This is a genomic window from Clostridium sp. M62/1, assembly GCF_020736365.1.
Taxonomy (GTDB): Bacteria; Bacillota; Clostridia; order Lachnospirales; family Lachnospiraceae; genus Otoolea; species Otoolea saccharolyticum_A.
In genome coordinates this window covers 3019105-3042979 of the sequence record NZ_CP085988.1, presented here as the reverse complement: position 1 = coordinate 3042979, position 23875 = coordinate 3019105, and the positions used below count along the sequence as shown (strand labels likewise).

The 23875-nt window shown below is 51.1% G+C and carries 22 protein-coding genes and 4 tRNA genes; 19 read left to right on the top strand and 7 right to left on the bottom strand.

Annotated features, from left to right (window positions below; translation table 11 throughout):
• Positions 1-175: 175 nt before the first annotated feature.
• The 4 genes from LK436_RS14160 (at position 176) to LK436_RS14145 (ending at position 5325) form a co-directional block, all read left to right on the top strand.
• Positions 176-1456 carry a Na+/H+ antiporter NhaC family protein gene (locus tag LK436_RS14160; protein ID WP_044930309.1) on the top strand — a complete coding sequence of 427 codons (1281 nt, stop codon included), beginning with the start codon at positions 176-178 and terminating at the stop codon, positions 1454-1456.
• 11 nt (positions 1457-1467) lie between these two features.
• Positions 1468-2796, top strand: a complete 1329-nt coding sequence (locus LK436_RS14155; protein ID WP_008394897.1) for a sodium-dependent transporter — start codon at positions 1468-1470, stop codon at positions 2794-2796.
• 258 nt (positions 2797-3054) lie between these two features.
• Positions 3055-4695: a DUF5722 domain-containing protein gene (locus tag LK436_RS14150; protein WP_044930310.1), complete on the top strand. Its 1641-nt coding sequence runs from the start codon at positions 3055-3057 to the stop codon at positions 4693-4695.
• A 222-nt stretch (positions 4696-4917) separates the two neighbouring features.
• Positions 4918-5325, top strand: a complete 408-nt coding sequence (locus tag LK436_RS14145) for a DUF6465 family protein (protein ID WP_008394900.1) — start codon at positions 4918-4920, stop codon at positions 5323-5325.
• Positions 5326-5529: 204 nt separating this feature from the next.
• On the opposite strand, the gene LK436_RS14140 is transcribed toward LK436_RS14145, so the two are convergent.
• Complete coding sequence (locus tag LK436_RS14140; protein WP_008394902.1) at positions 5530-6105, bottom strand: hypothetical protein; 576 nt, start codon at positions 6103-6105, stop codon at positions 5530-5532.
• 75 nt (positions 6106-6180) lie between these two features.
• On the opposite strand from LK436_RS14140, the gene LK436_RS14135 reads away from it, so the two are divergent.
• The 3 genes from LK436_RS14135 to LK436_RS14125 all read left to right on the top strand — a co-directional run bounded on the left by LK436_RS14135 (position 6181) and on the right by LK436_RS14125 (position 8691).
• The gene (locus LK436_RS14135; protein WP_008394903.1) at positions 6181-6384 is read left to right on the top strand and encodes a hypothetical protein; all 204 of its coding nucleotides are present in this window, start codon (positions 6181-6183) and stop codon (positions 6382-6384) included.
• Between the two features lie 7 nt (positions 6385-6391).
• Positions 6392-7831: an RsmB/NOP family class I SAM-dependent RNA methyltransferase gene (locus LK436_RS14130; RefSeq protein WP_242648894.1), complete on the top strand. Its 1440-nt coding sequence runs from the start codon at positions 6392-6394 to the stop codon at positions 7829-7831.
• 161 nt (positions 7832-7992) lie between these two features.
• Entirely contained in the window at positions 7993-8691 is a 699-nt protein-coding gene (locus LK436_RS14125; protein ID WP_008394905.1) for an SseB family protein, read from the top strand.
• Between the two features lie 87 nt (positions 8692-8778).
• On the opposite strand, the gene LK436_RS14120 is transcribed toward LK436_RS14125, so the two are convergent.
• Entirely contained in the window at positions 8779-9723 is a 945-nt protein-coding gene (locus tag LK436_RS14120; RefSeq protein WP_044930311.1) for an RluA family pseudouridine synthase, read from the bottom strand.
• A gap of 117 nt (positions 9724-9840) precedes the next feature.
• Here LK436_RS14120 and LK436_RS14115 point away from each other — a divergent pair, with 117 nt between their 5' ends.
• From LK436_RS14115 to LK436_RS14095, 5 genes are all read left to right on the top strand, one after another.
• Positions 9841-10377: a TRAP transporter small permease gene (locus LK436_RS14115; protein ID WP_008394907.1), complete on the top strand. Its 537-nt coding sequence runs from the start codon at positions 9841-9843 to the stop codon at positions 10375-10377.
• Complete coding sequence (locus LK436_RS14110; RefSeq protein ID WP_008394908.1) at positions 10371-11654, top strand: TRAP transporter large permease; 1284 nt, start codon at positions 10371-10373, stop codon at positions 11652-11654. Before LK436_RS14115 ends, LK436_RS14110 begins: the two co-directional genes overlap by 7 nt.
• A 141-nt stretch (positions 11655-11795) precedes the next feature.
• The gene (locus LK436_RS14105) at positions 11796-13292 is read left to right on the top strand and encodes a D-alanyl-D-alanine carboxypeptidase family protein (protein WP_227910082.1); all 1497 of its coding nucleotides are present in this window, start codon (positions 11796-11798) and stop codon (positions 13290-13292) included.
• A gap of 179 nt (positions 13293-13471) precedes the next feature.
• Entirely contained in the window at positions 13472-14056 is a 585-nt protein-coding gene (locus tag LK436_RS14100) for a domain HDIG (RefSeq protein ID WP_015573677.1), read from the top strand.
• Between the two features lie 17 nt (positions 14057-14073).
• Complete coding sequence (locus tag LK436_RS14095; RefSeq protein WP_044930314.1) at positions 14074-15093, top strand: glycosyltransferase family 2 protein; 1020 nt, start codon at positions 14074-14076, stop codon at positions 15091-15093.
• Between the two features lie 121 nt (positions 15094-15214).
• Here the strand turns inward: LK436_RS14095 and LK436_RS14090 are convergent, their stop codons facing one another.
• The 4 genes from LK436_RS14090 to LK436_RS14075 form a co-directional block, all read right to left on the bottom strand.
• A complete protein-coding gene (locus LK436_RS14090) occupies positions 15215-15883 on the bottom strand; it encodes a phosphatase PAP2 family protein (protein ID WP_008394912.1) in 669 nt (222 codons plus the stop codon).
• A 349-nt stretch (positions 15884-16232) separates the two neighbouring features.
• Positions 16233-16306: transfer RNA gene (locus LK436_RS14085), tRNA-Met, on the bottom strand.
• A gap of 365 nt (positions 16307-16671) precedes the next feature.
• A tRNA-Met gene (locus tag LK436_RS14080) sits at positions 16672-16745 on the bottom strand.
• A gap of 18 nt (positions 16746-16763) precedes the next feature.
• Positions 16764-16836: transfer RNA gene (locus tag LK436_RS14075), tRNA-Val, on the bottom strand.
• Between the two features lie 177 nt (positions 16837-17013).
• On the opposite strand from LK436_RS14075, the gene LK436_RS14070 reads away from it, so the two are divergent.
• The 5 genes from LK436_RS14070 to rlmB all read left to right on the top strand — a co-directional run bounded on the left by LK436_RS14070 (position 17014) and on the right by rlmB (position 21327).
• The gene (locus LK436_RS14070; protein ID WP_008394914.1) at positions 17014-17940 is read left to right on the top strand and encodes a diacylglycerol/lipid kinase family protein; all 927 of its coding nucleotides are present in this window, start codon (positions 17014-17016) and stop codon (positions 17938-17940) included.
• Between the two features lie 66 nt (positions 17941-18006).
• Positions 18007-18558: a 2-C-methyl-D-erythritol 2,4-cyclodiphosphate synthase gene (ispF, locus tag LK436_RS14065; protein ID WP_015573678.1), complete on the top strand. Its 552-nt coding sequence runs from the start codon at positions 18007-18009 to the stop codon at positions 18556-18558.
• A 109-nt stretch (positions 18559-18667) separates the two neighbouring features.
• The gene (gene cysS / locus LK436_RS14060; RefSeq protein ID WP_008394916.1) at positions 18668-20077 is read left to right on the top strand and encodes a cysteine--tRNA ligase; all 1410 of its coding nucleotides are present in this window, start codon (positions 18668-18670) and stop codon (positions 20075-20077) included.
• A complete protein-coding gene (locus LK436_RS14055; RefSeq protein WP_008394917.1) occupies positions 20062-20505 on the top strand; it encodes a Mini-ribonuclease 3 in 444 nt (147 codons plus the stop codon). The genes cysS and LK436_RS14055 overlap by 16 nt, the downstream gene beginning before the upstream one ends.
• Before the next feature lie 78 nt (positions 20506-20583).
• Positions 20584-21327, top strand: coding sequence for a 23S rRNA (guanosine(2251)-2'-O)-methyltransferase RlmB (rlmB, locus tag LK436_RS14050; RefSeq protein WP_008394918.1), 744 nt, complete (start codon positions 20584-20586; stop codon positions 21325-21327).
• A 262-nt stretch (positions 21328-21589) separates the two neighbouring features.
• On the opposite strand, the gene LK436_RS14045 is transcribed toward rlmB, so the two are convergent.
• Positions 21590-21669: transfer RNA gene (locus tag LK436_RS14045), tRNA-Leu, on the bottom strand.
• Positions 21670-21978: 309 nt separating this feature from the next.
• Here LK436_RS14045 and pcp point away from each other — a divergent pair.
• Together pcp and iadA are read left to right on the top strand one after the other, a co-directional pair.
• Positions 21979-22632 (top strand): pyroglutamyl-peptidase I, encoded by a 654-nt coding sequence (pcp, locus tag LK436_RS14040; protein ID WP_008394920.1) that lies wholly within the window; start codon positions 21979-21981, stop codon positions 22630-22632.
• A 56-nt stretch (positions 22633-22688) separates the two neighbouring features.
• On the top strand, positions 22689-23861 hold the full coding sequence (iadA, locus tag LK436_RS14035; RefSeq protein ID WP_008394921.1) for a beta-aspartyl-peptidase: 1173 nt from the start codon (positions 22689-22691) through the stop codon (positions 23859-23861).
• The last annotated feature ends 14 nt before the right edge of the window (positions 23862-23875 follow it).

The window sequence follows — 23875 nt, the reverse complement described above, 5'->3', positions numbered from 1 at the left end:
TTCTCACATAAAGCGCAAAAAACGACGGTTTCCCTTGAAAGAGGTGAAAAAATGGGCTATAATCGGTTGTAACTAAATGCCAGGCAGATGAAGGGTGTGGATGCCAGGCGGTGAGGATGCTCGCCGGATGGCATCCACACCCTTCATCTGCCTGAAAGATAGGGGGAATTTAATTATGGAAGAGCAGAAAAACGGAAGAGCCTCTGCGCTGCTTCCCATTCTTGTATTTCTGCTGATTTTTCTAGGTTCCGGCCTGCTGACAGGGGATTTCTACAGTATGCCGGCTATCGTAGCCTTTCTTATTGCTCTGTTCGTGGCATTTATCCAGAACCGCAGTCTGTCGTTTGCTGACAAGATGAAGCTGGCCGCGAAGGGCGTAGGAGAGGAAAATATTATCACCATGTGCCTGATTTTCCTGGCAGCGGGAGCTTTCTCAGGCGCTGTCAAGGCTGCCGGAGGTGCAGAAAGCACGGTAAACTTAGGACTGTCCATTCTGCCGTCCAATGTGGCGGTGGCCGGACTGTTTGTCATCGGATGCTTTATTTCCATTTCCATGGGTACCTCGGTGGGCACGATCACAACTCTTGCCCCCATCGCGGTGGAGATCAGCGAAAAAACAGGCTTTTCCATGGCTGTCTGCGCAGGGGCAGTGGTGGGCGGAGCCATGTTTGGAGACAATCTGTCCATGATCTCCGACACGACGATTGCGGCAGTGAAGACGCAGGGATGTGAGATGAAGGACAAATTCAGGGAGAATTTTCTGATTGTCCTCCCGGCGGCAATTCTGACGGTGATTATTTTTCTCGTTATTGCCCAGGATGCCGATTTCCAGATGGATGAGCCTCTGCCCTACAATATTTTTAAGGTGCTTCCTTATCTCGTGGTGCTGATCGGAGCCCTGGCGGGAGTCAATGTTTTTATTATCCTTTTAGTGGGAACGGTGCTTTCTCTGATAGTGGGAGTGGCTGCAGGGGCTTTTGGAATTGCCGAGATGTTCACCTTTGTAGGCGAGGGAGTCACAGGCATGTATGATATTACAGTGATTTCCCTCGTGGTGGCCTGCATTGTAGCTCTGGTCAGGGAGTACGGGGGAATTGATTTCGTACTTTCTTTTATCAGGAAGCGGATCAGCGATGAAAAGGGCGGAGAGCTGGGAATTGCGGCCCTGTCTCTTCTGGTCGATATGTGCACGGCCAACAATACGGTGGCGATTGTCATGGCAGGCCCCATTGCCAAGGAAATAAGCGATGACTTTGGAGTGACACCCAGGCGTTCGGCCTCCCTGCTTGATATGTTCAGCTCCATGGGACAGGGACTGATTCCCTATGGTGCCCAGCTTCTCGCTGCAGCCAGCCTGACAGGTCTTACTCCGTTTGATATTATCCCGTACTGCTATTATCCGATTCTGATGGGAATCAGCGGACTTATATTCATTTTTATCAAAAAGAGAAAATAGGGGGAAAAGGTATGAAAGCTTATAATCAGTGGGCCAGCAAGCTGGGATTTATCATGGCCACGGCGGGAGCGGCAGTCGGGCTTGGGAACCTCTGGAAGTTTCCCTATCTGATGGGCAGAAACGGCGGTTTTCCCTTCCTGATTGCCTATCTTATCTTTGTGTGTGTGCTGGGAGTGCCTGTCATGATTACAGAGATGTCCCTGGGCAGAAAGACGCGTCATGATCCGGTGCAGGCCTACGCAGACATTCATCCCCACGCCAGAATTGTGGGAGTGTTCGGCATACTGGCCGCCTTTATTATTCTTTCCTACTACAGTGTCATCGGAGGATGGATTTTAAAGTATATTGTAAGCTATGCCACTACGCTCCATGCTCCGGCTGATTTCAATGGCTTTATTGCGAACGGTACGGAGCCGGTAGTCTGGCATCTGATCTTCATGGTGGCCACAACGGCGATCTGTTTTTTCGGAATCAGAGGAATTGAGAAGGCTTCGAAATTTATGATGCCCATGCTCTTTGTACTGCTGCTCATCATCATTGCCAGAAGTGTGACGCTTCCAAACGCGGGGGAAGGGCTTAAATTTATCTTTTCCCCGGCAGGTTCCTCCTTCAGCATCACCTCTGTCAGCGCTGCTGTGGGGCAGGTGTTCTACTCCCTGAGCCTCTGCATGGGGATCACAATTACATATGGAAGCTACCTCAGTGATCAGGAGAGTATCCCCAAAAGCTGCGCCAGCGTGGCGGGGCTTGACACGGCAGTAGCAGTTCTGGCGGGGCTTGCCATCTTTCCGGCTGTATTTTCCTTTGGACTGGAGCCGGGACAGGGACCGGGACTTATTTTTGGAACACTTCCAAAGGTATTCTCAAGCATTGCCGGAGGCGCGGTGTTTGCGCTGGCCTTTTTTATCCTGGTCTTTTTCGCGGCAGTGACAAGCGCCATCGCTCTTCTGGAGGTGGTGATTTCTTTTGCCATTGATACCCTGGGATGGGAGCGGAAAAAGGCTACGCTCATTCTGGGAACCCTGGTGTTTCTGACAGGTATTCCGAGTGCCCTGTCCTACGGAGTGCTGGGGGATTTGACGATTGCCAATTACAGCGTCTTTGACTTTGTGGGAATGCTTACTGACAATATTCTGCTGCCGTGCGGCGGAATTACCATGTGCTATTACATCGGATGGAAATGGAAGCCTGAGTATCTGGTGGAGGAAATGGAGAAAGGAGGAAACGTGTTCAGACTGAAACGGCTGTGGATTCTGTGCATCCGTTTCCTGACTCCGGTATTAGTGGGAATTGTTACCATCTCAGGTCTGATCAGCGTGTATGGAGTGGTGTTTCAGTAAAGTGTGACGGCACGCCTGCCAGTGATCTGCCCTCTCTGCGGCAGTTCACCGGCAGGGTGCCGTTTTTCTTTTTTTGCGGCCTGCAGTCCATTGAATTGTAAGAGAATTGTAAATATTGTTAGCTGGAAATAGCAAAACTCTGTGTTATAATAGGGATCAAATGGAAAATGGGGGAATATCTGAGAGACAGACACAGAGAATGATAAGCTCAGTTTTATAAGACCTGAAGGAATGACAGCGTAAAGACAGGAGGAAGATATGAGAAAATTGAGATGGTTAAAGACAATTCTTTCTGCAGGGGCCATGGCCCTCGCCTTTGCGGGGACGGCTTTTGCTTCAGATACAGCCAATATTTCATCCTGCACGGTGAATGGAGGCGAGATCCGGATTACAGGAACGGCCCAGCACACGGAAGACGGGGTGACGGACGATGGAAACTATTATCTGTTCGACCTGATGCCCTATGAAGGCTCCATAGGGGGAAGGACAGATTATGTGGCTTCGTCTGGAAAGACAGACAGCTTTACCTTCACCCTTCCCTTCGACAAAAATCAGGATGAAGATCCGCTGTTTGCAAGATATGTGGTTGCGGTGAATAAGGGAGGAGTCTATGAGGCGGTCAGCAACGAGGCCTATGTGACAAACCCGGAAGTGACGGCCGACTATCAGGAGCCGTTTCCCGAGGCACAGACGAAGAAGGGGCTTAATATCGAGCTTTCCATGCTGGATGACGCCATGTCTCTGGGAGTGAAGCACACGGCTGTCAATATATCAGTCCGGGAATTTCTGGATCCCAACGGGTCCATGACATATACTTACAATGGAAAGACATATCATTTTAACAAGAGCCGTGTGGAGGAGTACGATAAGACAATCAGGATGTTTTCCAATAAGGGAATCATCATTACAGGCATTATCTTAAACGGATGGAACACAGCGAATCCCGAGCTTCTCTATCCGGGAGTGAAGGAGACAGGAACTTCCCAGTACTATATGTTCAACACTGCCACGCTGGAGGGATTTGAGACCTGCCGTGCCGTAATGGCCTTCTTTGCTGAGCGGTACAATGGAAGCAATCCGAACTACGGCCAGGTGTCAAACTGGATTATCGGAAATGAGATTAACAACCAGGCGATCTGGAATTACACAGGCCCCATGCCTCTGGAACAGTATGTGGAGATCTACGAGAGGATGTTCCGTGTCATGTATACCTCCATCCGAAGCGAGAATGCAAACGCCAGAGTTTATTTTTCCACGGATTACAACTGGGTTCAGCCAAACGGCGATACCAGCTACGGAGCCAGGGATCTCATCGACTGCTTTAACAATCAGATCAAGAAGGGCGGGCAGATTGACTGGAATCTGGCTTACCACCCATACCCGCTGAACCTTCAGGAACCGGAATTCTGGCTGGAGGATGCGAGAGTGATCGACAGTGTGGATTCGCCGGTAGTCAACTTTAAAAACCTGCATGTGCTGACAGATTACTTTACCCGCCCGGAGCTTTTAAACAGTCAGGGACAGGTGCGCCACATTATCCTGTCAGAGCAGGGATTCACTTCCCAGAGTCCTTCCAGAGGAAATGTGGAGAAGGAGCAGGCTGCGGCCTTTGCCTATGCCTACTTCCTTGTTGACAGCAATCCGTACATCGATTCCTTTATCCTGAGCCGCCAGGTGGATAATCCCTATGAAGCGCAGCAGAGTATGGCTTTCGGCCTGTGGACGGTAAATCCCAGTTCCCAGGTGATTACGGGCTTTGACAGGAAGAGGATTTACCCGATCTTCAGGGTAATTGACACAAATAAGGCGGTAGAGGAGACGGAATACATGAAGTCTGTTATCGGAATTTCCAAGTGGAGCGATGTCATTCCTGATTTCAGATGGGGTACAAACAACTAAGAGTGAAGGGGAAGGTGCTGTCCTTTTCCTTGGCTTCCGGCAGTTTTGGAGAAGCTGTATTTTGTATGACTGAATGATTGAAAATACAGAGGAAAGAGTGAGGCAATTTTCGCGTTTAGTTGACAAAACGGAAAAATAGGCTTATAATTCCTTTCAATTAAGGCATCATAGGATTTTCATAAGGCAGAATAATCAGGAAGTTGTTATAGGAGGATAGGAAAAATGGCAGCACCTAGAAAGAAAACTGCAGCAAAGACTACAGCCGCGAAGGAAGTGAAGGCAATGGAGCCTGCAGCTGAGGTGGAAGTGAAGGCAGAGGCAGCAGGATCTCAGGCGGAGGCTAAGGCTCCGGCGAAGAAGACGGCAGCCAGAAAGACAGCAGCTCCAAAGAAGGAAGCGGCAAAGAAGGCTGAGCCGAAGAAGGAGGCTAAGTCCCGCGTATTTGTTCAGTATCTTGGCAAGGAAATCTCCACCGATGCTCTCGCTGCAGAGGCCAAGAAGGCATTTGTGGCAGCAGGACACAAAGAGGAAGAAATTGAGACGATCGATATCTATGTAAAGCCGGAGGAGAATGCCGCATACTACGCAGTAAACGGCATAGGCTCTGAAGCGTACAGGATTCAGTTATAAGTCCCTCTGAAAAGCAAGTTTGAGGCAGAAATGTGCATCCTGCGTTCTCAGGGGTACAGAAGAGACAACATTCAGAAGTGGCGCTTTCTGATGGCTGAGCAGGCCGTGAGGGCGCCGCTTTCTTTATATAACAGGAAACTTCGTCCCCTGTTATATAAAAACGCTCCGCGGGGATCGCACTTATGAGGGGCAGGACATTCCTGTTCAGAGCCGTTTGGGTGAAGGAGCGGAGAAAAACAGGTGGAGCCTGTTGGCCACGGTACAGCAGGTCAGAGTGTACACAATTTCCATGGCGCTGTTTACAATCCCTGTAATCAGGTAGGAGGAAGCGCAGAAGGCGGCAGCTGCTGTAAGAAGGCAGAACAGTACCCTTCCCTCCTTTTGGCGGTGGAAATAAACTGGAAGGACGGCCAGTACAAGAAAGAAAAAGAAACTGACAGCTGACCAGACGGAGGCGTATACGTGAATCTGGGAGAGAAAAGGTTCTTCTCTCGGCAGGTAGGGGGTAAATACCGATGTCAGGAGAAGGAGGCCGCAGCCCAGGAAAAGAAGCAGCATACCGTCCCATTTTCTGCGGCGCGGAAGGCTTCTTCTGTAAAAAAATGGCAGGAAGCAGAAAAGCAGGTAGATGAGGAGTAAAAAGCTCCAGACGAGAAATTCTCCCTGCCTGTGGTTTGCGGTGCGGATGGAAGAAAAATTAGTGGAAAACAGGGCTGTTTCCCGGCTCAGAGCAACGGTGAGAAAGGGGACAGCAAAATATCCGATAAAATCAAATGCCATATATAGCCCTCCTGACAGCGATTAGTATTTCCCGGGTATCAGTTTGTCCATACTGGAACTGCCAGGTATTTTTGCATGAAATCCGCTGAAATTCCAAAAAACAGCACAGGACTCCCGCTTTTTAGATTTACAGAAACTTTGAGTATGGACAGCGGCAGGAAAAGCTCAGTCTGCAGTATGGAAATAAAAAAGATGCCGGAAAAGAAACAGACAAAACAAAACAGACAAAACAAAACAGGAAAAGAGAGGAACGAAGATGGAGCTTCCGCAGGTATTTAGGAAAAAAATGAAAAACCTTCTGGGAGAGGAATATGAGGCGTTTCTGGAAAGCTACGACAGGGAGAGAGAGCAGGGCCTGAGGCTGAACCTTCTGAAAACAGACAGAGAGAGGTTCAGGGAAGAAACAGAATTTTCTCTGAAACCGATTCCCTGGGCGGAGGAAGGATACTATTACGGAGCAAAGGACAGGCCAGGCCGCCATCCCTACCATGAGGCAGGGGTGTACTACATTCAGGAGCCAAGCGCCATGGCGGTGGTTTCTCTGCTGGATCCGAAGCCGGGAGATCGGGTGCTCGATCTGTGCGCAGCGCCGGGGGGAAAGACAAGCCATATTGCATCGAGACTCCAGGGAAAAGGCTTTCTTCTGAGCAATGAGATTCACCCGGCCAGGGCCAGGATTCTCTCCCAGAACGCAGAGCGTATGGGGATAGCCAATGGGGCTGTATTCAACGAGGATTCTGCGAGACTGTCCGCTGCCTTTCCCGAGTATTTTGACAAGATTGTGGTGGACGCCCCGTGCTCCGGAGAAGGAATGTTCCGAAAGGACGAGGGAGCCAGGGCTGAGTGGAGTCCCGACAAGGTAAGGCTGTGCGCCCAGCGCCAGGCAGAGATTCTGGAAAACGCGTCGGCAATGCTGAAGCCGGGGGGAACTATGGCTTACTCCACCTGCACCTTTTCTCCTGAGGAGGATGAGCAGGCGGTGGAGGCATTTTTAAAAGCCCATCCGGAGTTTAAAATAAAAAAGGTGAAAAAGTATCCGGGAATGTCAGACGGAGTACCCGGGTGGGCCCTGGAGGGCCGGGAAGAGCTCTCCTGCGCTGTCCGAATCTGGCCTCACCGGACAGGGGGAGAGGGACATTTTATTGCGATTCTGGAAAAAGAGGGACGGGATGAGAGGGAAAGAAAGAGAAGATTTCCCGTGTATGTAAAGGACAAAAGACTTTTTAAGGACTGGGAGGACTTTCTGAGGGAAAATCTTTCTGCCGGAAATACGGGGCAGGGAGAGCTCCTGAGCTCCGTAAGGAGAAGGGAATTTATGCTCTTTGGGGATCAGCTTTATCTTCTGCCGCCGGAGCTTCCTTCCTTTGACGGGCTTCGGGTGCTGAGGCCGGGCCTTCATCTGGGAACCTTAAAAAAGAACCGTTTTGAACCCTCTCATGCCCTTGCTCTGTGGATGAGGGAGGAGGACGCAGCAGGTTTCTGCCGCCTTTTCCCCGAAAGCCCCGCCATGGGAGCCTACCTGAGAGGGGAGGCCCTTTCCCTTTCTGCAATTTCAGAAAAGGAGGCCGGGGCTGTCAGAATTCCTCCGGAGAGAAAGAAGGGGTGGATTCTCATGAGCACGGGAAACGGAAAAAGCGGCTACAGCATCGGCTGGGCCAAGCTGTCAGGCGGAATTCTGAAAAATCATTATCCCAAAGGGCTCCGCATCCAGGGCTATGAGGAATAAAAACCATGGAAGCAGACAGAGGCGTAAGGCGGGCAAAAGCCTTGCAAATACTGTAAAAATGCAATAAAATATTTGACTTTTGGGATAATACATATTAAACTGATACGTAATGGCTTATCTGAAGCCTTGGAGAGAGCTTTACCAGTTAAGGAGGAAATAGTTTGAGCGATATAAATAAGACAAACGGCGGCGCAGAGAACACAGAGGCTGCGGAGAAGACAGCTGCGAAAAAGACAGCGGCAAAAAAGACTTCTGAAAAGAAGACGGCCGAGAAAAAGACAGCCACAAGAAAGACGGCTGAAAAGAAAACCACAGCTAAGAAGACAGCGGAAAAACCGGCTGAGAAGAGCACGGCCAAGAAGGCGGCAAAGAAGGAGCCGGAGAAAAAGCGCGTGAATGAGAAGCTCATTGAGGCTCTTGAGAAGTGGGAAAAGAATCCTTCCCGTGAAAATCTGAACGCGGTGATGGAGGAAGTTGTCATGACAGGAAAGTTCCTGGTTCCGGCAGTTACTGCAGAGCTGACAGAGGATGAATCCAGAAGAGTCGGTTCCGGTCAGGGAAGAAAGATGCGCTTTACTGCTTTCTCCAATGCCAAGGGACAGAAGTATTTTCCGGCTTTCACCTCCCCGGATCAGCTTCTGCGCTGGAATAAGGAATACAAGGGAGAGACAGCAGTTCTGACCTTCGACGATCTCTGTTCTGTCGTGGGCTGGAATCCGGAGATGATGGGCTTTGTCGTAGATCCTTTTGGCGCAAACCTGTCAATCGGAGGAGAGCTTTGCGGACAGCTGAAGCACAAGAAAGATGCCCTCAGAAGGAAATACGCCGAACTTGTCAGAAGGAATATGAAGAGGCCATAAAATAACCATAGAATAGACAGGACGCGAAAGAAGAAAAATAAGAGAGCCATGGACATGCCGGAGTGGGCGGGCCCGTGGCTCTCATTTTTATTCTGCAGGAAACGCTGCCAGGTTTTCGCAGATGGAAACTTTGCCGCCCAGGGCAGAGCAAAAATCCGGCGGAAGGGGAGCAGAAAAATTCAGGCTTTCTCCTGTCAGAGGGTGGGTAAAGGACAGGAGGAAGGAGTGGAGTGACTGGCGCCTGAACAGGCGGTAGTCGGGATTGTAGAGGAAATCACCAAGGAGGGGATGCCCGATGTGCTTCATATGCACCCGAATCTGGTGAGTGCGGCCGGTATCCAGAGTCAGAAGGAGAAGGGAGCAGTCATTTTCTGAAGAGTAGACCAGTCTTCTGTAATGGGTGCAGGCGTATTCTCCTCTCGTTTCGTCAACGCATCTTTCTATCGTGGAGCCGTCGGCTCTGGCGATGGGAGCGCAGATGGTTCCCTCTTCGTCAGTTTTTCCCGAAGCGATGGCCAGATACTGCCGTCTGACCTCTTTTCTGGCGACCATTTCGGATAGGAGAGCGGCGCACAGTCCATGTTTGGCGATGATCAGAAGCCCGGTTGTGTCCCGGTCCAGCCGGTTGACAGCCCGGAAGGTAAACGGTTCTCCTCTCTCGCTGAAGTACCAGGCAATCCCGTTTGCCAGCGTGTTGTAAAAGTTTCCCTGGGAAGGATGGACCGGCATTCCGGCAGGCTTGTCGATGACCATCAGATCCCTGTCCTCATAGATAATGTCAAAGTTCTGGCGGACGGGTACGATGTGTTCAGAGGGGGCGTCATCAGGCAGGCGGACCGTCAGCAGATCTCCCTCGGCCAGAAGTTTCGTGGTATAGACAGGAAGCTCGCCGTCCGCTCCCAGGCACAGCCCGTTTTCTGTTTTTCTGAGACGGATAAGGAGGCGGCGGGAGAAGCCGCGGCAGCGCAGATAATGCTCCACGCTTTTTCCGGCGTCCTGTCTTGTAATATGGTAGGTAAATGTCTGCTTCATGGGAATGATTGTACCATGGACAAACGGGAATTGACAAGCCAAAGCTTCCATGGGATAATCGAAAAAAGAAACGGATCATAAAGAAAAAGCGACAGAGAATGGAGAGGGAAGAAGGGTATGGAAAGGGATGCGAAACAGCGGCTTAAACAGAGGGTGAAGAAAATAGCAGATTTCCAGGCAGCGGCCGGGGGAATCTGCCTGGCGGCAGCCCTCGCGCTTCTCGCCCTCAGGCTTGGGACAAAGTATATTGGAGAACATGAACCGGCCTGGGCGGGTGAGATGGCCATGTATGTATTTGTGTGGGGGATCTTTCTTGAATCCGGAGCTCTGGTGTATGAAAAACGCCATTTTGCATTTGAAGCTCTGGCAGAGGGGATTAAAAACAGAAGAGCCAAGCAGCTGATTGTGCTGTTTGACAGTCTGGTAAAGCTGGCGTTTTCCCTGATGGCTGTCTATTACGGCTGCCGTCTTGCGGGAAGACTTCTGGCAGGCGGGGAGACGTACGGGCTGAGCCGCGGCTTTTTATGGCTCTGCCTGCCGTTTTGCGGAATGACATCTGTCCTGTATCTGCTGTTTCATCTGTGGGAGGATTGGGCAGAAAAAAGGGATGCAGATTCAGAAGAACCGGTAAAGGAGGAAGGAGAAAAATGCTGATAATAGGGATAAGCCTGGTCATCCTTCTGGTTTTAGGCGTTCCGGTATCCTTCGCTGTGGGCGCGGTGTCCATTGCAGGAGCCATTTTGCTGACCGATATTCCAGGTGCAGAGATTTTTGCGGGTATGATTGAAAGCCTCTGCGATCCTCTGCTGTTAGCCGTGCCGCTCTTTATTCTGGCTGCCAACCTGATGAATGAGGGGAAGGCGACAGATCGTCTGATTGATGTGGGAACAGCCCTTCTGGGTCACAGGAGGGGAGGACTCGCCTATGTAAATATTCTGGTCTCCATGATCTTTGCCGGAGTGACGGGCTCCTCCCAGGAGGACACAGTCAGCGTGGGAAAGAACATGATTCCCTCCATGATACGTCAGGGATACGACAGAAAAACGGCGGTGGGCGTCACAGCCGCCTCCTCGACAATCGGCTCTGTGATTCCGCCCAGTGTATCGATGGTGGTCTTTTCCACACTGGTGCATGTGGACACAGCAGAGCTCTTTCTCTGCGGCCTGCTGCCGGGAATCCTGCTGGGCCTTTTTATGATGGCTGCTGTATGGATTCTGAACAGAAAAAAACAGTTTCCCTCCGGTGAGAGGGCGGAGGGGGAGACGGTAAAGCATCTGGTTATGGAATCGCTTCCGGCTCTTTTAACTCCCGTCATCCTGATAGGAGGAATTGTTTCAGGCTGGTTTACGGTTACGGAGGCCGCTATGTTTGCCTGTCTTTACAGCCTGGTGACAGGGATTTTCTTTTACGGGGAGATAAAGCCTTCAAGGCTGCCGGGAATTTTTGTAGATACCATGAAGGCAGCGGCGCTTCCTCTGTTCGCCTTCGCCACCGCCGGCTCCCTCGGAAAGCTGGTGGCATACTACAATCTGGACGGGCAGGTGCTGGAAGTGTTTTCAGGGATGGAGGGAGGAGCGTTCTTCTTCCTTCTGGCAGTGGAAATTCTGCTGCTGATAGTGGGAATGTTTGTGGATGCCTCCCCTGCCATGATCCTGCTGGTTCCCATTCTGCAGCCTGCATCCGCTGCTCTGGGAATACCGGTTTTGGCTCTGGGGCTTGCGGTTGTCATCACGCTGTCCCTGGGCCTTGTGACTCCCCCCTATGGCCCCTGTCTTCTGATAGCGTCGGGAATCGGAGGCCTGTCCATGGAGGAGGGCTTCAGGGGAACACTTCCGTATTTTCTGTCTTCTGTGCTGGTTCTTCTCCTCCTGGCGGCAGCCCCCCAGCTCTTTGCAGAGCTTCCGGTCATGCTCTTTCCCGGAAGATTTTAGGCTGCCTGGCACTCCTGCTCAGGATAAGAGCGCAGCTGAAATTGAAAGGCCGGGGAAGCCGGTTTCTTCCCCCGGCCCGTCAGAATATTGAAACACCAGACAGCATATAGTTTGGTAAAATGGAAGCAGGGGGCAGCCCAGGTGAGACGCAGAGAAGGGGAAAGGGGGCGCCTGAGGAAGGGCGGAACAAAACCAGAGAAAAAAAATAGGGAAGAGCAGAGGAAAGTGCTCAAAGGACGGAAAGAAAAGGAAAGTAATGCAGGAGGAAGGCAAGGAAAAATCAGGGTGAAAGCCTTCGGCCGGAAGGCAGAACAGGGTTTCCTCGGTATGCTTGGCGGGATTTTCCTGGCTGTTTCGGTAACATTGCTTCCGGCAGGCCAGGACGGAAAGTCAGAGACGGCCGGCGGCTCTGCTCTGGCTTCCCCGGAGACAGTGTCCTCAGAGAGGGCGTCATTTTCTGCGGAACCAGCCAGCCAGAGCCTTTCAGGAATATTGGACGAGACTTTGCCTGCCCAGGCTAAGCCCGAAGAGGATTTTAAGCTGTACGCCCAGTCGGCTGTCCTGATGGACGCCGGTACGGGGCGTATTTTGTATGAGAAGGATGGAAAAACGAAGCGGCCCATGGCCAGCACAACGAAGATTATGACCTGTATACTGGCCCTGGAGGAGGGGAGCCCGGAGGATCTGGTGACTGTCTCCTCCTATGCAGCTTCCATGCCCGATGTGCAGCTGAATATTCGCGAGGGGGAGCAGTATTATCTGAAGGATCTGCTGTACTCCCTGATGCTGGAATCGCACAATGACACGGCAGTTGCGGTGGCAGAGCATATCGCCGGCTCAGTGGAGGAGTTTGCCGTCCTTATGAACCAGAAGGCCAGGGACATCGGGTGTACTGACACCTGGTTTGTCACTCCAAACGGGCTGGACGGGGCAGACGGCCCCCAGCAGACGCCTCACTCAACTACAGCGGAGGACCTGGCCCGCATCATGAGTTACTGCATCACTCAGTCCCCGAAGCGGGAAGAATTTATTGAGCTGACTAGAACGGCATCTCACTCCTTTGCGGACAGGGAGGGAAAGCGCTCTTTCTACTGCGCAAACCACAATGCCTTTCTGACCATGATGCCGGAGGCCCTGACGGGAAAAACAGGCTTTACAGGGGCGGCGGGCTACTGCTATGTGGGAGCCGTGCAGGACGAAGGCAGAACTTTTGTGGTTTCCCTTCTGGGCTGCGGATGGCCGCCCCACAAAACTTACAAGTGGTCGGATATGAAAACGCTCTCTTCCTACGCGCTCAGGGAGTACGGATGGAGAGAAGTCTTTGAGTCAGGGAAAACGTTTCCGGACGCGGCTGTAAAAGACGGCGTTGCAGAAAAGACAGGTCTGGTTCTAGCAGTGCCGAAGGAGGAGCAGACGCTCCGGGTGCTGATGCGCGAGGGGGAGGAGGCTGACATCCGCTACCGGTACCCTTCAGAGCTTGAGGCGCCTGTGGCGGCCGGGACTCCGGTTGGAAGCGCGGATTACTATATAGAAGGGGAGCTTTTAAAAAGCTATCCCATCTGTACCAGGGACAATGTGGAGCGCATCAGCTATCTCTACTGTCTGAGACAATGCGTCAGACAGATTTTTTCTTTCTGATCCTGGCTGCAAACTGTTACGAATTTCTTTCTTTTGATTTAAAATATGCAAAACAGCTTTATTTTAAGGGAATATTTTGATATAACTAAAGATAGCTGTATGCAGGGCGGCCGCATACGGAAAAACCGGCCGCCGAATGAAGGCCGGAAAACGGGCGAAGGACAGGGAGGAAGATGAAAATGGACGCAGGATTAAGCAGGGAGCAGGCGCTGGAATTTTTGAAAAAACATAACAAAGAGCCGTTTCATGTTCTGCACGGACTGACAGTTGAGGGAGTGATGCGCTGGTACGCCAGAGAGCTTGGCTACGGTGCAGACGAGGAATTCTGGGGGCTTGTGGGCCTTCTCCATGATATTGACTTTGAGGAGTATCCAGAGGAGCACTGCATCAAGGCGCCGGAGCTTTTGAGGGAGGCCGGAGCATCAGAGGAGCTGATCCACGGGGTAGTCTCCCACGGATATGGGCACCGGGTGGATACTAAGCCGGAGCATGAGATGGAGAAAGTGCTCTTTGCTGCTGATGAGCTGACAGGCCTTATCTGGGCGGCGGCAAAGATGAGACCTTCCAAAAGTGCCAAGGACATGGAAACTTCCAGCCTGAAGAAGAAATTTAAGGATAAACGATTTGCCGCAGGCTGTTCCAGGGATATTATACGGGAGGGAGCGGAACAGCTTGGCTGGGATTTGGATATACTGTTTGAGCGCACGATTCTGGCTATGCGGGACTGCGAGGATTCAGTAGCCCGTGAAATGGAGAATGCATAAAAAAGGAGGATAAACCTTTGAAACTTCTGACGATTGCGATACCGTGCTATAATTCTGCCGCCTATATGGACAGATGCATCAGGTCCCTGCTTCCCGGCGGGGACGAAGTGGAGATTCTCATAGTAGATGACGGCTCTGAGAAGGACAACACGGCGGAGATTGCCGACCGGTATGAGCGGGAGTATCCAGGCATCTGCCGGGCCATCCATCAGGAAAATGGCGGTCATGGAGAGGCGGTAAATGCCGGGCTTCGCAATGCTGCAGGCATTTTTTTCAAGGTGGTGGACAGCGATGACTGGGTGAACGGGGAGGCCTACAGAGAAGTGCTGGATACTCTTCGCCGCTTTGCTCACGAAAACCAGAGGCTGGATATGCTCCTCACCAACTTTGTCTATGAAAAGCAGGGAGCAAAGCGCAAAAAGGTCATGAATTACAGGACGGCCATCCCAAAAGGCGAGCTGATCGACTGGAGAGGAGTGCGCATGTTTATGCTGGGACAGTATATTCTGATGCACTCTGTAGTATACAGGACAGAGCTCCTTCGGGAATGCGGCCTGGAGCTGCCAAAGCATACCTTCTATGTGGACAACATCTTTGTGTATCAGCCGCTGCCGCATGTGAAGTCCATGTATTACCTGGATGTGAACTTTTACCGCTACTATATAGGGAGAGAGGATCAGTCGGTCAATGAAGCGGTGATGATCGGGCGCATTGACCAGCAGATCCGTGTCACAAAGCTGATGCTGGGCTACTACGATGTGATGAAAATTTCCAATAAAAAGCTGCGCCGATATATGATCCGCTATCTGGAAATTATGATGACCGTGTCATCCATTCTGGCTATCCGCTCGGAAACAGAAGAAAATCTGGCGAAGAAAAAGGAACTGTGGCAGTATCTGAAAAAACAGAATTTCGCTCTTTTCCTTCGGCTGAGATGGGGATTTTTGGGCCAGGGCGTCAACCTTCCGGGAAAGGGCGGCAGAAAAGTTTCCATCGCCTGCTATAAGATCAGCCAGAAATTTTATGGATTTAATTAGCCTGTGCTGCGCATGGAAATAGGACAGATGTGAGAGAAAGTCAGAAAGCCGCCGCTTCCGGCAGGGAAGCGGCGGCTTTCTGCATAAAAGATTAAGATGTTCTTTCGGAACGTCTATCCGGCTACCGGATCAGTACGCTCTCCTGATCCTTTTCGCCGGCCCGTGAAGCCCCCGGTGCATAGACAAGAGGATACACGGCAGCACACAGCAGCATGGCTCCCGCCACATCGATGACGGAATGCTGTTTTAAGAATACTGTGGACATACAGATGGAAACCATAATAATTCCCGATATCCAGTGCATAAGGCGGCAGTTTTTAAACTGTTCGCTTCTGACAATGCCGATATGTACGGCCAGGGAATTGTAAACGTGGATGCTGGGAAACACGTTGGTGCAGGTGTCCGCCGCATATAAATAGGAAACAAGCCTTGTAAAAATATTTTTGTCGGGATCAACAGCCGGCCTGAAATCGGTTCCGTTGGGAAACAGAGTACAGACCAGAAGGCTTAAAGTCATTCCGGTAAAGAGGAAGATGCAGAGTCTGTAATAGTCCTCCCGGTTGGTAAAGAAAAACCACACCACTGCCAGGGCAATGTAGGCGAACCAGAAGAAGTAGGGGATGACAAAATATTCATTGAAGGGTATCAGGTCATCCAGTGAGCTGTGCATCACGTGATATCGGGTCGTCACATGCTTTTCCAAATAGATAAACCATGGAAGATAAATGGCGAAATAAAGCAGTATCCATGCGTGACCATACTTTTTGATCAAATTTTTTAATGTATTCATTTTATACGCTCCATCTACGCAGAAAATGAGAAATAAAGCGGAAGCTGCCAGATATCTCTCTGCAGGCTTCCAGCCGTATTAACAATTTTGTAACAACTTTTGGAGATTATAGCACATTCCGCCAGGGGCTTCAAGGGGATTTTGAAAAGGTTAATAAAAACGTAAGTTGGGCTTTGGAATTCCTGAAGATTCTTTAGAAGTTATTCGGAATTGAGAAAATAAATACCAGAATACGTTCCGGAATTTCGGCTGAAAGCCATTCGTGGGAGGAGATCCTGCCCCGGCAGCAGGAGAAAATCGGAGCAGAAAAAGTAAAAGGCTTCTGAAAACCAGAAGCCTCAAATAGAAGTAGCGGAAGGGAGATTCGAACTCTCGACACTACGGGTATGAACCGTATGCTCTAGCCAACTGAGCTATTCCGCCGTGTTTGCTTAACGCTCTAATAAGATACCACGTTTTTTGGCGTCTGTCAACAGAAAATTGCATATTTTGGCAATAAAATTTTTATATTCAGGAAAATCATGACGATTCAGGGAGAAACATCCAGTTTGCCAGATGCGGAGAGGAGCATATACGGCGATTATCATATGCGGCAGGTATCCTATGCGGAGAGTATGAAAATCGGTTCAGAGACAGAGAAAGGCCGGAACCGGGCATAGGAGAGCAGGAGCAGAGGGACAGGAAAAGGGAAGGCAGAAGGAAAGGAAAAGACAGAAGAAAAAGGGAATGAAAAAAGATATTGAAAAATGAAAAAGACTTCTGAGTAACCAGAAGTCTTAAATACAGAGTAGCGGAAGGGAGATTCGAACTCTCGACACTACGGGTATGAACCGTATGCTCTAGCCAACTGAGCTATTCCGCCATATTTATAGAATTTCAATGGGGCCTATAGGGCTCGAACCTATGACCCTCTGCTTGTAAGGCAGATGCTCTCCCAGCTGAGCTAAGACCCCATCGCTTTGCCGCTCACTCGCGACTGCTTAGACAGTATAATATACTTTCCAGGGATTGTCAATACTTTATTTTAGATTTTTTAATAGAAATTTTCTTAGTATTTTCCGGGAAGTATGCTATAATAATCAGAAAGAGCTTTACAGGCCTTTCTACCAAGGAGATAAACGGAGGCTGTCATGTATTATTTTATCGTAAATCCCCAATCCAGGCATGGGTATGGTTTGAAGATATGGAAAAAAATAGAACAGCAGCTAAAGCGTGAAGGGACTGAGTACAGAGCGTTTCTGACAGAGCGTCCCGGTCAGGCGTCGGAAATCGCTGACGACCTGACGAGAGGCAGGAAGGAAGAGCTGACGATCGTGGTTGTCGGAGGCGACGGGACGTTTGGAGAGGTACTGGACGGGATTAATTTCGCAGGCGCGCTGACCTTTGGCTATATTCCGGCGGGGCGGGGCAATGACCTGGCCAGAAGCCTGAGGCTTCCGAAAAGCCCTGCGAGAAGCCTCAGGAGGATTCTGCATCCGAGAAATTACAGATATCTGGATTATGGGCTTGTGACTTACGGAGAGGAGACGCTTCGGCACAGACGCTTCATGGTGAGCGCGGGAATTGGCCTGGATGCGGCTGTATGCCACAGCCTTTTATATGAAAAATCAGGTTTTTTGAGAAGGCATTTTCCCTTACCCCACAGAGGTTATCTGACAGCTGGGCTGTGGCAGTTATTAAAGGCAAGGCCGTCAAAGGGCTACCTGCTTCTCGATGGGACGAGAAAAGTGGAATTTAACCATATCTATTTTATCTCTGCTCAAATTCATCCATCGGAGGGCGGCGGCTTTTATTTTGCGCCCAGGACAGAGCCGGGGGACGGAAAGCTGACGCTGTGTGCAGTCAGCCAGGCGGGTAAGTTCAGCCTGCTTTTGCTGTTTCTGAGGACCCGCCTGCCCATTTTTCGGAAGAAAAAGGGCGTGCGCACCTACGAGTGCAGGGAAGCGCTGATTCACACAGAGCAGCCCATGGCAGTTCACACCGACGGAGAGAGCTGTCAGTATCAGAATGATCTGGAAATCCGGTGCATCGAGAGAAAAATCAGGATGATCGTGTAAGCTGTACAGAGATTTAAAATAAACGAAAAGACGGACACAGACAGATAGAGCTTGGAGGAAATGAATATGAGGATCGGACAGGGCTATGATGTCCACAGATTAGTGGAGGGCAGAGACTTGATTCTGGGAGGAGTGAAGATTCCTTATGAGAAAGGCCTTTTGGGCCATTCAGACGCAGATGTGCTGGTTCATGCGGTGATGGACGCGCTTTTAGGTGCGGCGGCTCTCGGAGATATCGGCCAGCATTTTCCGGATACGGATCCGGCTTATGCAGGTATATCCAGTATAGAGCTTCTGAGGCATGTGGGCAGGCTGCTGTCAGAGCACAGCTATATTATAGAAAACATTGACGCCACTGTGATTGCCCAGAGGCCTAAGCTGCTCTCATACAGGCCGAAGATGGCCGAGAATATAGCAGAGGCCCTGGGAATCAGCCCTGGGCAGGTGAGTGTGAAGGCTACCACGGAGGAGGGCCTGGGATTTACAGGAACCGGAGAGGGGATCTCGGCTCAGGCCATTACCCTGTTGACGGAAGTGGAAAATTACTGCTATGATAAAGAAATGATGGCGTCGCCCGGGTGCGGCGGCTGCTGCCCCGGCAGGGGCTGCGTTCAGTAAAAGAGGGCTGCGGGAAAAGGGGCGGGAGTCCAGGAAAAGTACAGGGAAGGCAGAAGCCCCTGACCTGCAGACATTGGCACGTCATGATTAAATAGTAAGGAGAAAAGCCATGAAAATTTTTAATACTCTGTCCAGACAGAAGGAGGAGTTTGTCCCGTTAGAGGAAGGAAAGGTAAAGATGTATGTGTGCGGTCCCACCGTATACAACTTTATCCACATTGGAAATGCAAGGCCGATGATTGTATTTGACACAGTCAGGCGCTATTTTGAATACAAGGGCTACGATGTAAATTATGTATCCAACTTTACCGACGTGGATGACAAGATCATCAGGAAAGCCATCGAGGAGGGCGTGGACGCCCAGACCATTTCCGAGCGCTACATTGCCGAGTGCAAAAAGGATATGGAGATGATGAATGTCAAGCCGGCTACGGTTCACCCGAAGGCCACCGAGGAGATCTGCGGCATGGAGGAGATGATACAGGAGCTGATCGACAAGGGCCATGCCTATGTGGCAAAGGACGGAACCGTTTATTTCCGCACGAAGTCCTTCAAGGAGTACGGAAAGCTGTCACACAAGAATCTGGAGGATCTCCAGTCTGGTTTCAGGGAGCTTAAGGTAACCGGCGAGGAGGATAAGGAGGATCCCACTGATTTCGTTCTCTGGAAGCCGAAAAAGGACGGAGAGCCGTTCTGGGAGTCTCCCTGGTGCGAGGGACGTCCCGGCTGGCATATTGAGTGCTCTGTGATGTCGAAAAAATATCTGGGGGATTCCATCGATATCCATGCCGGCGGTGAGGATCTGGTATTCCCACACCACGAGAATGAGATTGCCCAGAGCGAGGCGGCCAATGGAAAACCTTTCGCAAAATACTGGATGCACAATGCATTCCTGAACATTGATAATAAGAAGATGTCAAAGTCCCTGGGAAATTTCCGCACGGTGCGTGAGATTTCCGAGCAGTACGACTTACAGGTTCTGCGCTTCTTCATGCTGAGCGCCCACTACAGAAGCCCGCTGAATTTCAGCGCCGAGCTGATGGAGGCGTCCAGAAACGGCCTGGAGAGAATCCTGACCGGTGTTGAGAGGCTGAGAGATCTGCTGGCGAAAGCGGCGGAAAAGGAGATGAGCGGGGAGGAGAGAAGAAATCTGGAGACTGCAGCGGAGCTTGTGAAGAAGTTCGAGGCAGCCATGGACGACGATTTCAACACAGCCGACGCTATCTCAGCTATTTTCGAGATGGTTAAGCTGAGCAACTCCACAATCTCTGAGGAGAGCAGCAGGGCATACCTTGAGGAGTTAAAGGGAAGCATTGAGAGGCTCTGCGAGGTGCTGGGAATTATCACAGAGAAGAAGGCCGAGGTACTGGATGACGAGATCGAGGCGATGATTGAGGAGCGCCAGCAGGCCAGAAAGGCAAAGAATTTCGCTCTGGCTGACGAGATTCGCGGAAAGCTGCTTGACATGGGAATTGTGCTGGAGGATACCAGAGAGGGCGTTAAATGGAAACGGGTTTAGACTGTTTAAAGGAGGCGCTGAGGCTTAAGGAGGCGGATGCCGCCTCCTATTCTCCCCTTGTGCTGGCCTACCTGGGCGATGCAGTCTATGAGCTTGCGATCCGGACACTTGTGGTAAACGAGGGAAACAGGCAGGTAAACAAGATGCACAGGGAGACGGCTTCCCTGGTCAAGGCAGGCGCTCAGGCAGAGTTTCTCAAGCTCATCGAGGAGGCGCTGACGCCGGAGGAGCTGTCTGTCTACCGCAGGGGAAGAAATGCCAAGTCTGTAACCATGGCAAAACATGCCACCATGAAGGATTACCGGATGGCCACAGGCTTTGAGGCCCTGATGGGTTACCTCTATCTGACCGGACGCCTCGGGCGGATGGCAGAGCTCTTAGGCATGGGTCTTGAGAAGCTGGGAAAGCTCCGGGATGAGGAAGAATAAGATGACAGGCACAGGCAGCAGGGGCAGACTGCTGCAGGCAAAAAGGGAAGGATTAAAAACAGGAGTGCGTTTTAGAGAATGAGATACGAGGAACTTACCATTGAAGGGCGCAATGCCGTGCTTGAGGCATTCCGCTCTGGAAAAACCATTGACAGACTCTTTGTCCTGGACGGATGTCAGGACGGGCCGGTGAAGAGTATCACCAGAGAGGCCAGAAAGCAGGACACGATTATCAATTATGTGTCAAAAGAGAGGCTTGACCAGCTCTCAGAGACCGGAAAGCACCAGGGCGTGCTCGCCTACGCAGCCGCGTACAAATATGCCCAGGTGGAGGATATGCTGCGGGCCGCCGAGGAAAAGGGCGAGCCCCCGTTTCTGTTCCTGTTAGACGGGATTGAAGATCCACATAATCTGGGAGCGATCATCAGGACGGCAAACCTGGCCGGCGCTCACGGCGTGATTATTCCAAAAAGAAGAGCTGCAGGGCTTACTGCCACAGTGGCCAAAACCTCCGCAGGGGCGCTCAATTATACTCCGGTGGCCAAGGTGACGAATTTATCTGCCACCATCGAGGAGCTTAAAGAACGGGGACTCTGGTTTGTCTGCGCCGACATGGGAGGCGAGAGCATGTACCGCCTGAATCTGAAAGGGCCCATCGGCCTGGTGATTGGAAATGAGGGAGAGGGCGTGAGCAGGCTCGTGAAGGAAAAATGCGATATGGTGGCGTCCATTCCCATGAAGGGGGATATCGATTCTCTGAATGCCTCCGTGGCGGCCGGTGTGCTGGCGTATGAGATTGTAAGACAGAGAGAGATCGGATAGCGTCAGGCACAGGAAAGCGGAGAGAATGCCGATGCCTGGGCGGAAGCCTGATAACTGATAAGAGATAGGGAAAAATAAGAAACTCCTGAAAGCTGACAGAATAGCTGCCGGCTTTCAGGAGTTTCTTATATAACAGGAAACTTCGTCCCCTGTTATATGAAAACGCTTCGCGGGGATCGCACTGCGGCGGAAAGGAAAATGCCGCTTTTGCGGCCCGCCGCAGGCGGAGAATCCTGCGAGGCAGGATTCTTACTTATGATAATGCGGGTGACAGGACTTGAACCTGCACACTCTCGTACCAGAACCTAAATCTGGCGCGTCTGCCAATTCCGCCACACCCGCAAAGACTTATATCATTATAAGAGAGAACAGGGGAATTGTCAAATAGTTTATCGTCTGAAGCAGTGGGGGAAGAGGCAAGGCAGAATAAAAATCGAGAAGACGCAGCTATCGCAGAAAGTCGTAAAACAGGCAGATCCGGGGACTTTGTTCCGGTTTCTTGCGGTCTTTCGGAAGATTGTCCCCACTTCAGGAATATTTATTAAACAGATATGCATAAACTCGCAAAAAGGGAATGACTTTTCAACTGTTCTGTGCTAGAATACACAGGAATCTATATGTTTGTATATATTTGGGAAAGGAAGTGAAGCCATGAAGATTCTGATGACAGGTTTTGAACCCTTTGGCCTTCACAAATTAAATCCATCCTGGGAGGCGGTGAATGCTCTGCCGGACAGGATAGAGGGGGCAGAGATTATTAAGCTGCGCCTTCCGGTTTCCTTTGGAAGATTTACGTCTCCTCTCGAGGAGGCAGTGCGCATAGAATGTCCTGACTGCCTGATTTCTGTGGGTTTAGCCGGGGGAGAAAGACAGATAAGCATAGAGCGCGTAGGTATCAATCTGGAGGAGGCCAGGATTCCGGACAATGACGGAGAGCAGCCATTTGACATTCCTGTGAGGAGGGACGGACAGAATGCCTATTTTTCTACCCTTCCTGTAAAGCGGATCGCAAAGGAGATCGAGAAGGAGGGAATCCCCGTCTGCGTGTCTTACTCTGCAGGCACATTTGTGTGCAATGCAGTGATGTATACAGGACTCTATCTGGCAGAGCAGGAGAACCGGAATATGAGGTGCTGCTTTATCCATGTGCCCTACGACGAGACCATGGCGGAGGCCGGGAAGGGAGAGCCGTTTCTTCCAAGAGCAGAGATGGTGAAAGCGCTGAAAGCGGCTGTGCGTGTTGCTGTAAAGGCAGCCGGGGAGGGAGCCGGGGACCTGCGGGAAGCAGCCGGAACCATTTTTTAGGGGGGAAAACAGGAAATAAGAAAATAAAAACAGATACAGGGGAAAGGAACTCCAATATGATTTTGATAAAGAATGCCCATCTGTACGGCCCTGAAGACATGGGAATCAGGGACGTTCTGATTGGAGGCGGAAAAATTTTAAGGATTGCGGAAAACCTTCCGGAAGAGGAGGCCTATGGGATCACAGTGATCGACGGCACGGGGAAAGTTCTGATGCCCGGGCTGATTGACGCCCATGTGCATATCCTGGGGGGCGGCGGAGAGGGCGGTTACCATACAAGAACGCCGGAGCTGATGCTCACAGATGCCCTGGAGGGGGGAGTGACCACTATTGTGGGATGCCTCGGAACAGACGGGACCACGAGAACCATGACAAACCTGATTGCCAAGGCCAGAGGTCTTGAGGAGGAGGGAATTACCACGTATATTTATACGGGCTCCTACCAGGTTCCTGTCCGTACCCTCATGGGAAGCGTGATGGATGACCTGATTCTGATTGACAAGGTTGTGGGAACAGGGGAGATTGCCGTCTCCGATCACCGTTCCTCCCAGCCGACAAAAGAAGAATTTGCCAAAATCGTGGCTGATACCAGAGTGGGGGGAATCCTGTCCGGCAAGGCCGGAATTGTCAACATTCATCTGGGCGACGGCAAGGAGCAGCTCTCCTTTCTGCGCTATGTGCTGGAGGAAACACAGATTCCGCCGTCCAACATGCTTCCGACGCATATCAACAGAAGCCGTTCTCTGATGGAGGATGGCATCGACTATGCGAAACATATGGGAGGATACATTGACCTGACCACCAGCTCGGATCCTGATTTCCTGGATCCCGAGGAGGTAAAGGCCAGCACAGGGCTTAAAATGGCGCTGGATGCGGGAGTTCCCGCGGAGCATGTGACATTCTCCTCCGATGGCCAGGGAAGCCTGCCTGTGTTTGACAGCCAGGGAAAATTCCTGCATCTGGGGGTGGGAAAGGTTTCATCAATCTACAGAGAGATGCGTGACGCAGTGCTGACGGACGGCGTTTCTCTTACGGATGCCCTGAGGACAGTGACCTCAAATCCTGCCTCCCTTCTGAAACTTTCCCACAAGGGCAGAATTGCCGAAAATGCAGACGCCGATCTGGTGCTGTCTGATTCGGATACATTGGAAATCCACACAGTTCTCGCCAAAGGCGAGCTGATGGTTTCCGAAAAAAGGGTTCTGAAAAGGGGGACCTTTGAATACTAAAAGGAGAGTATGAT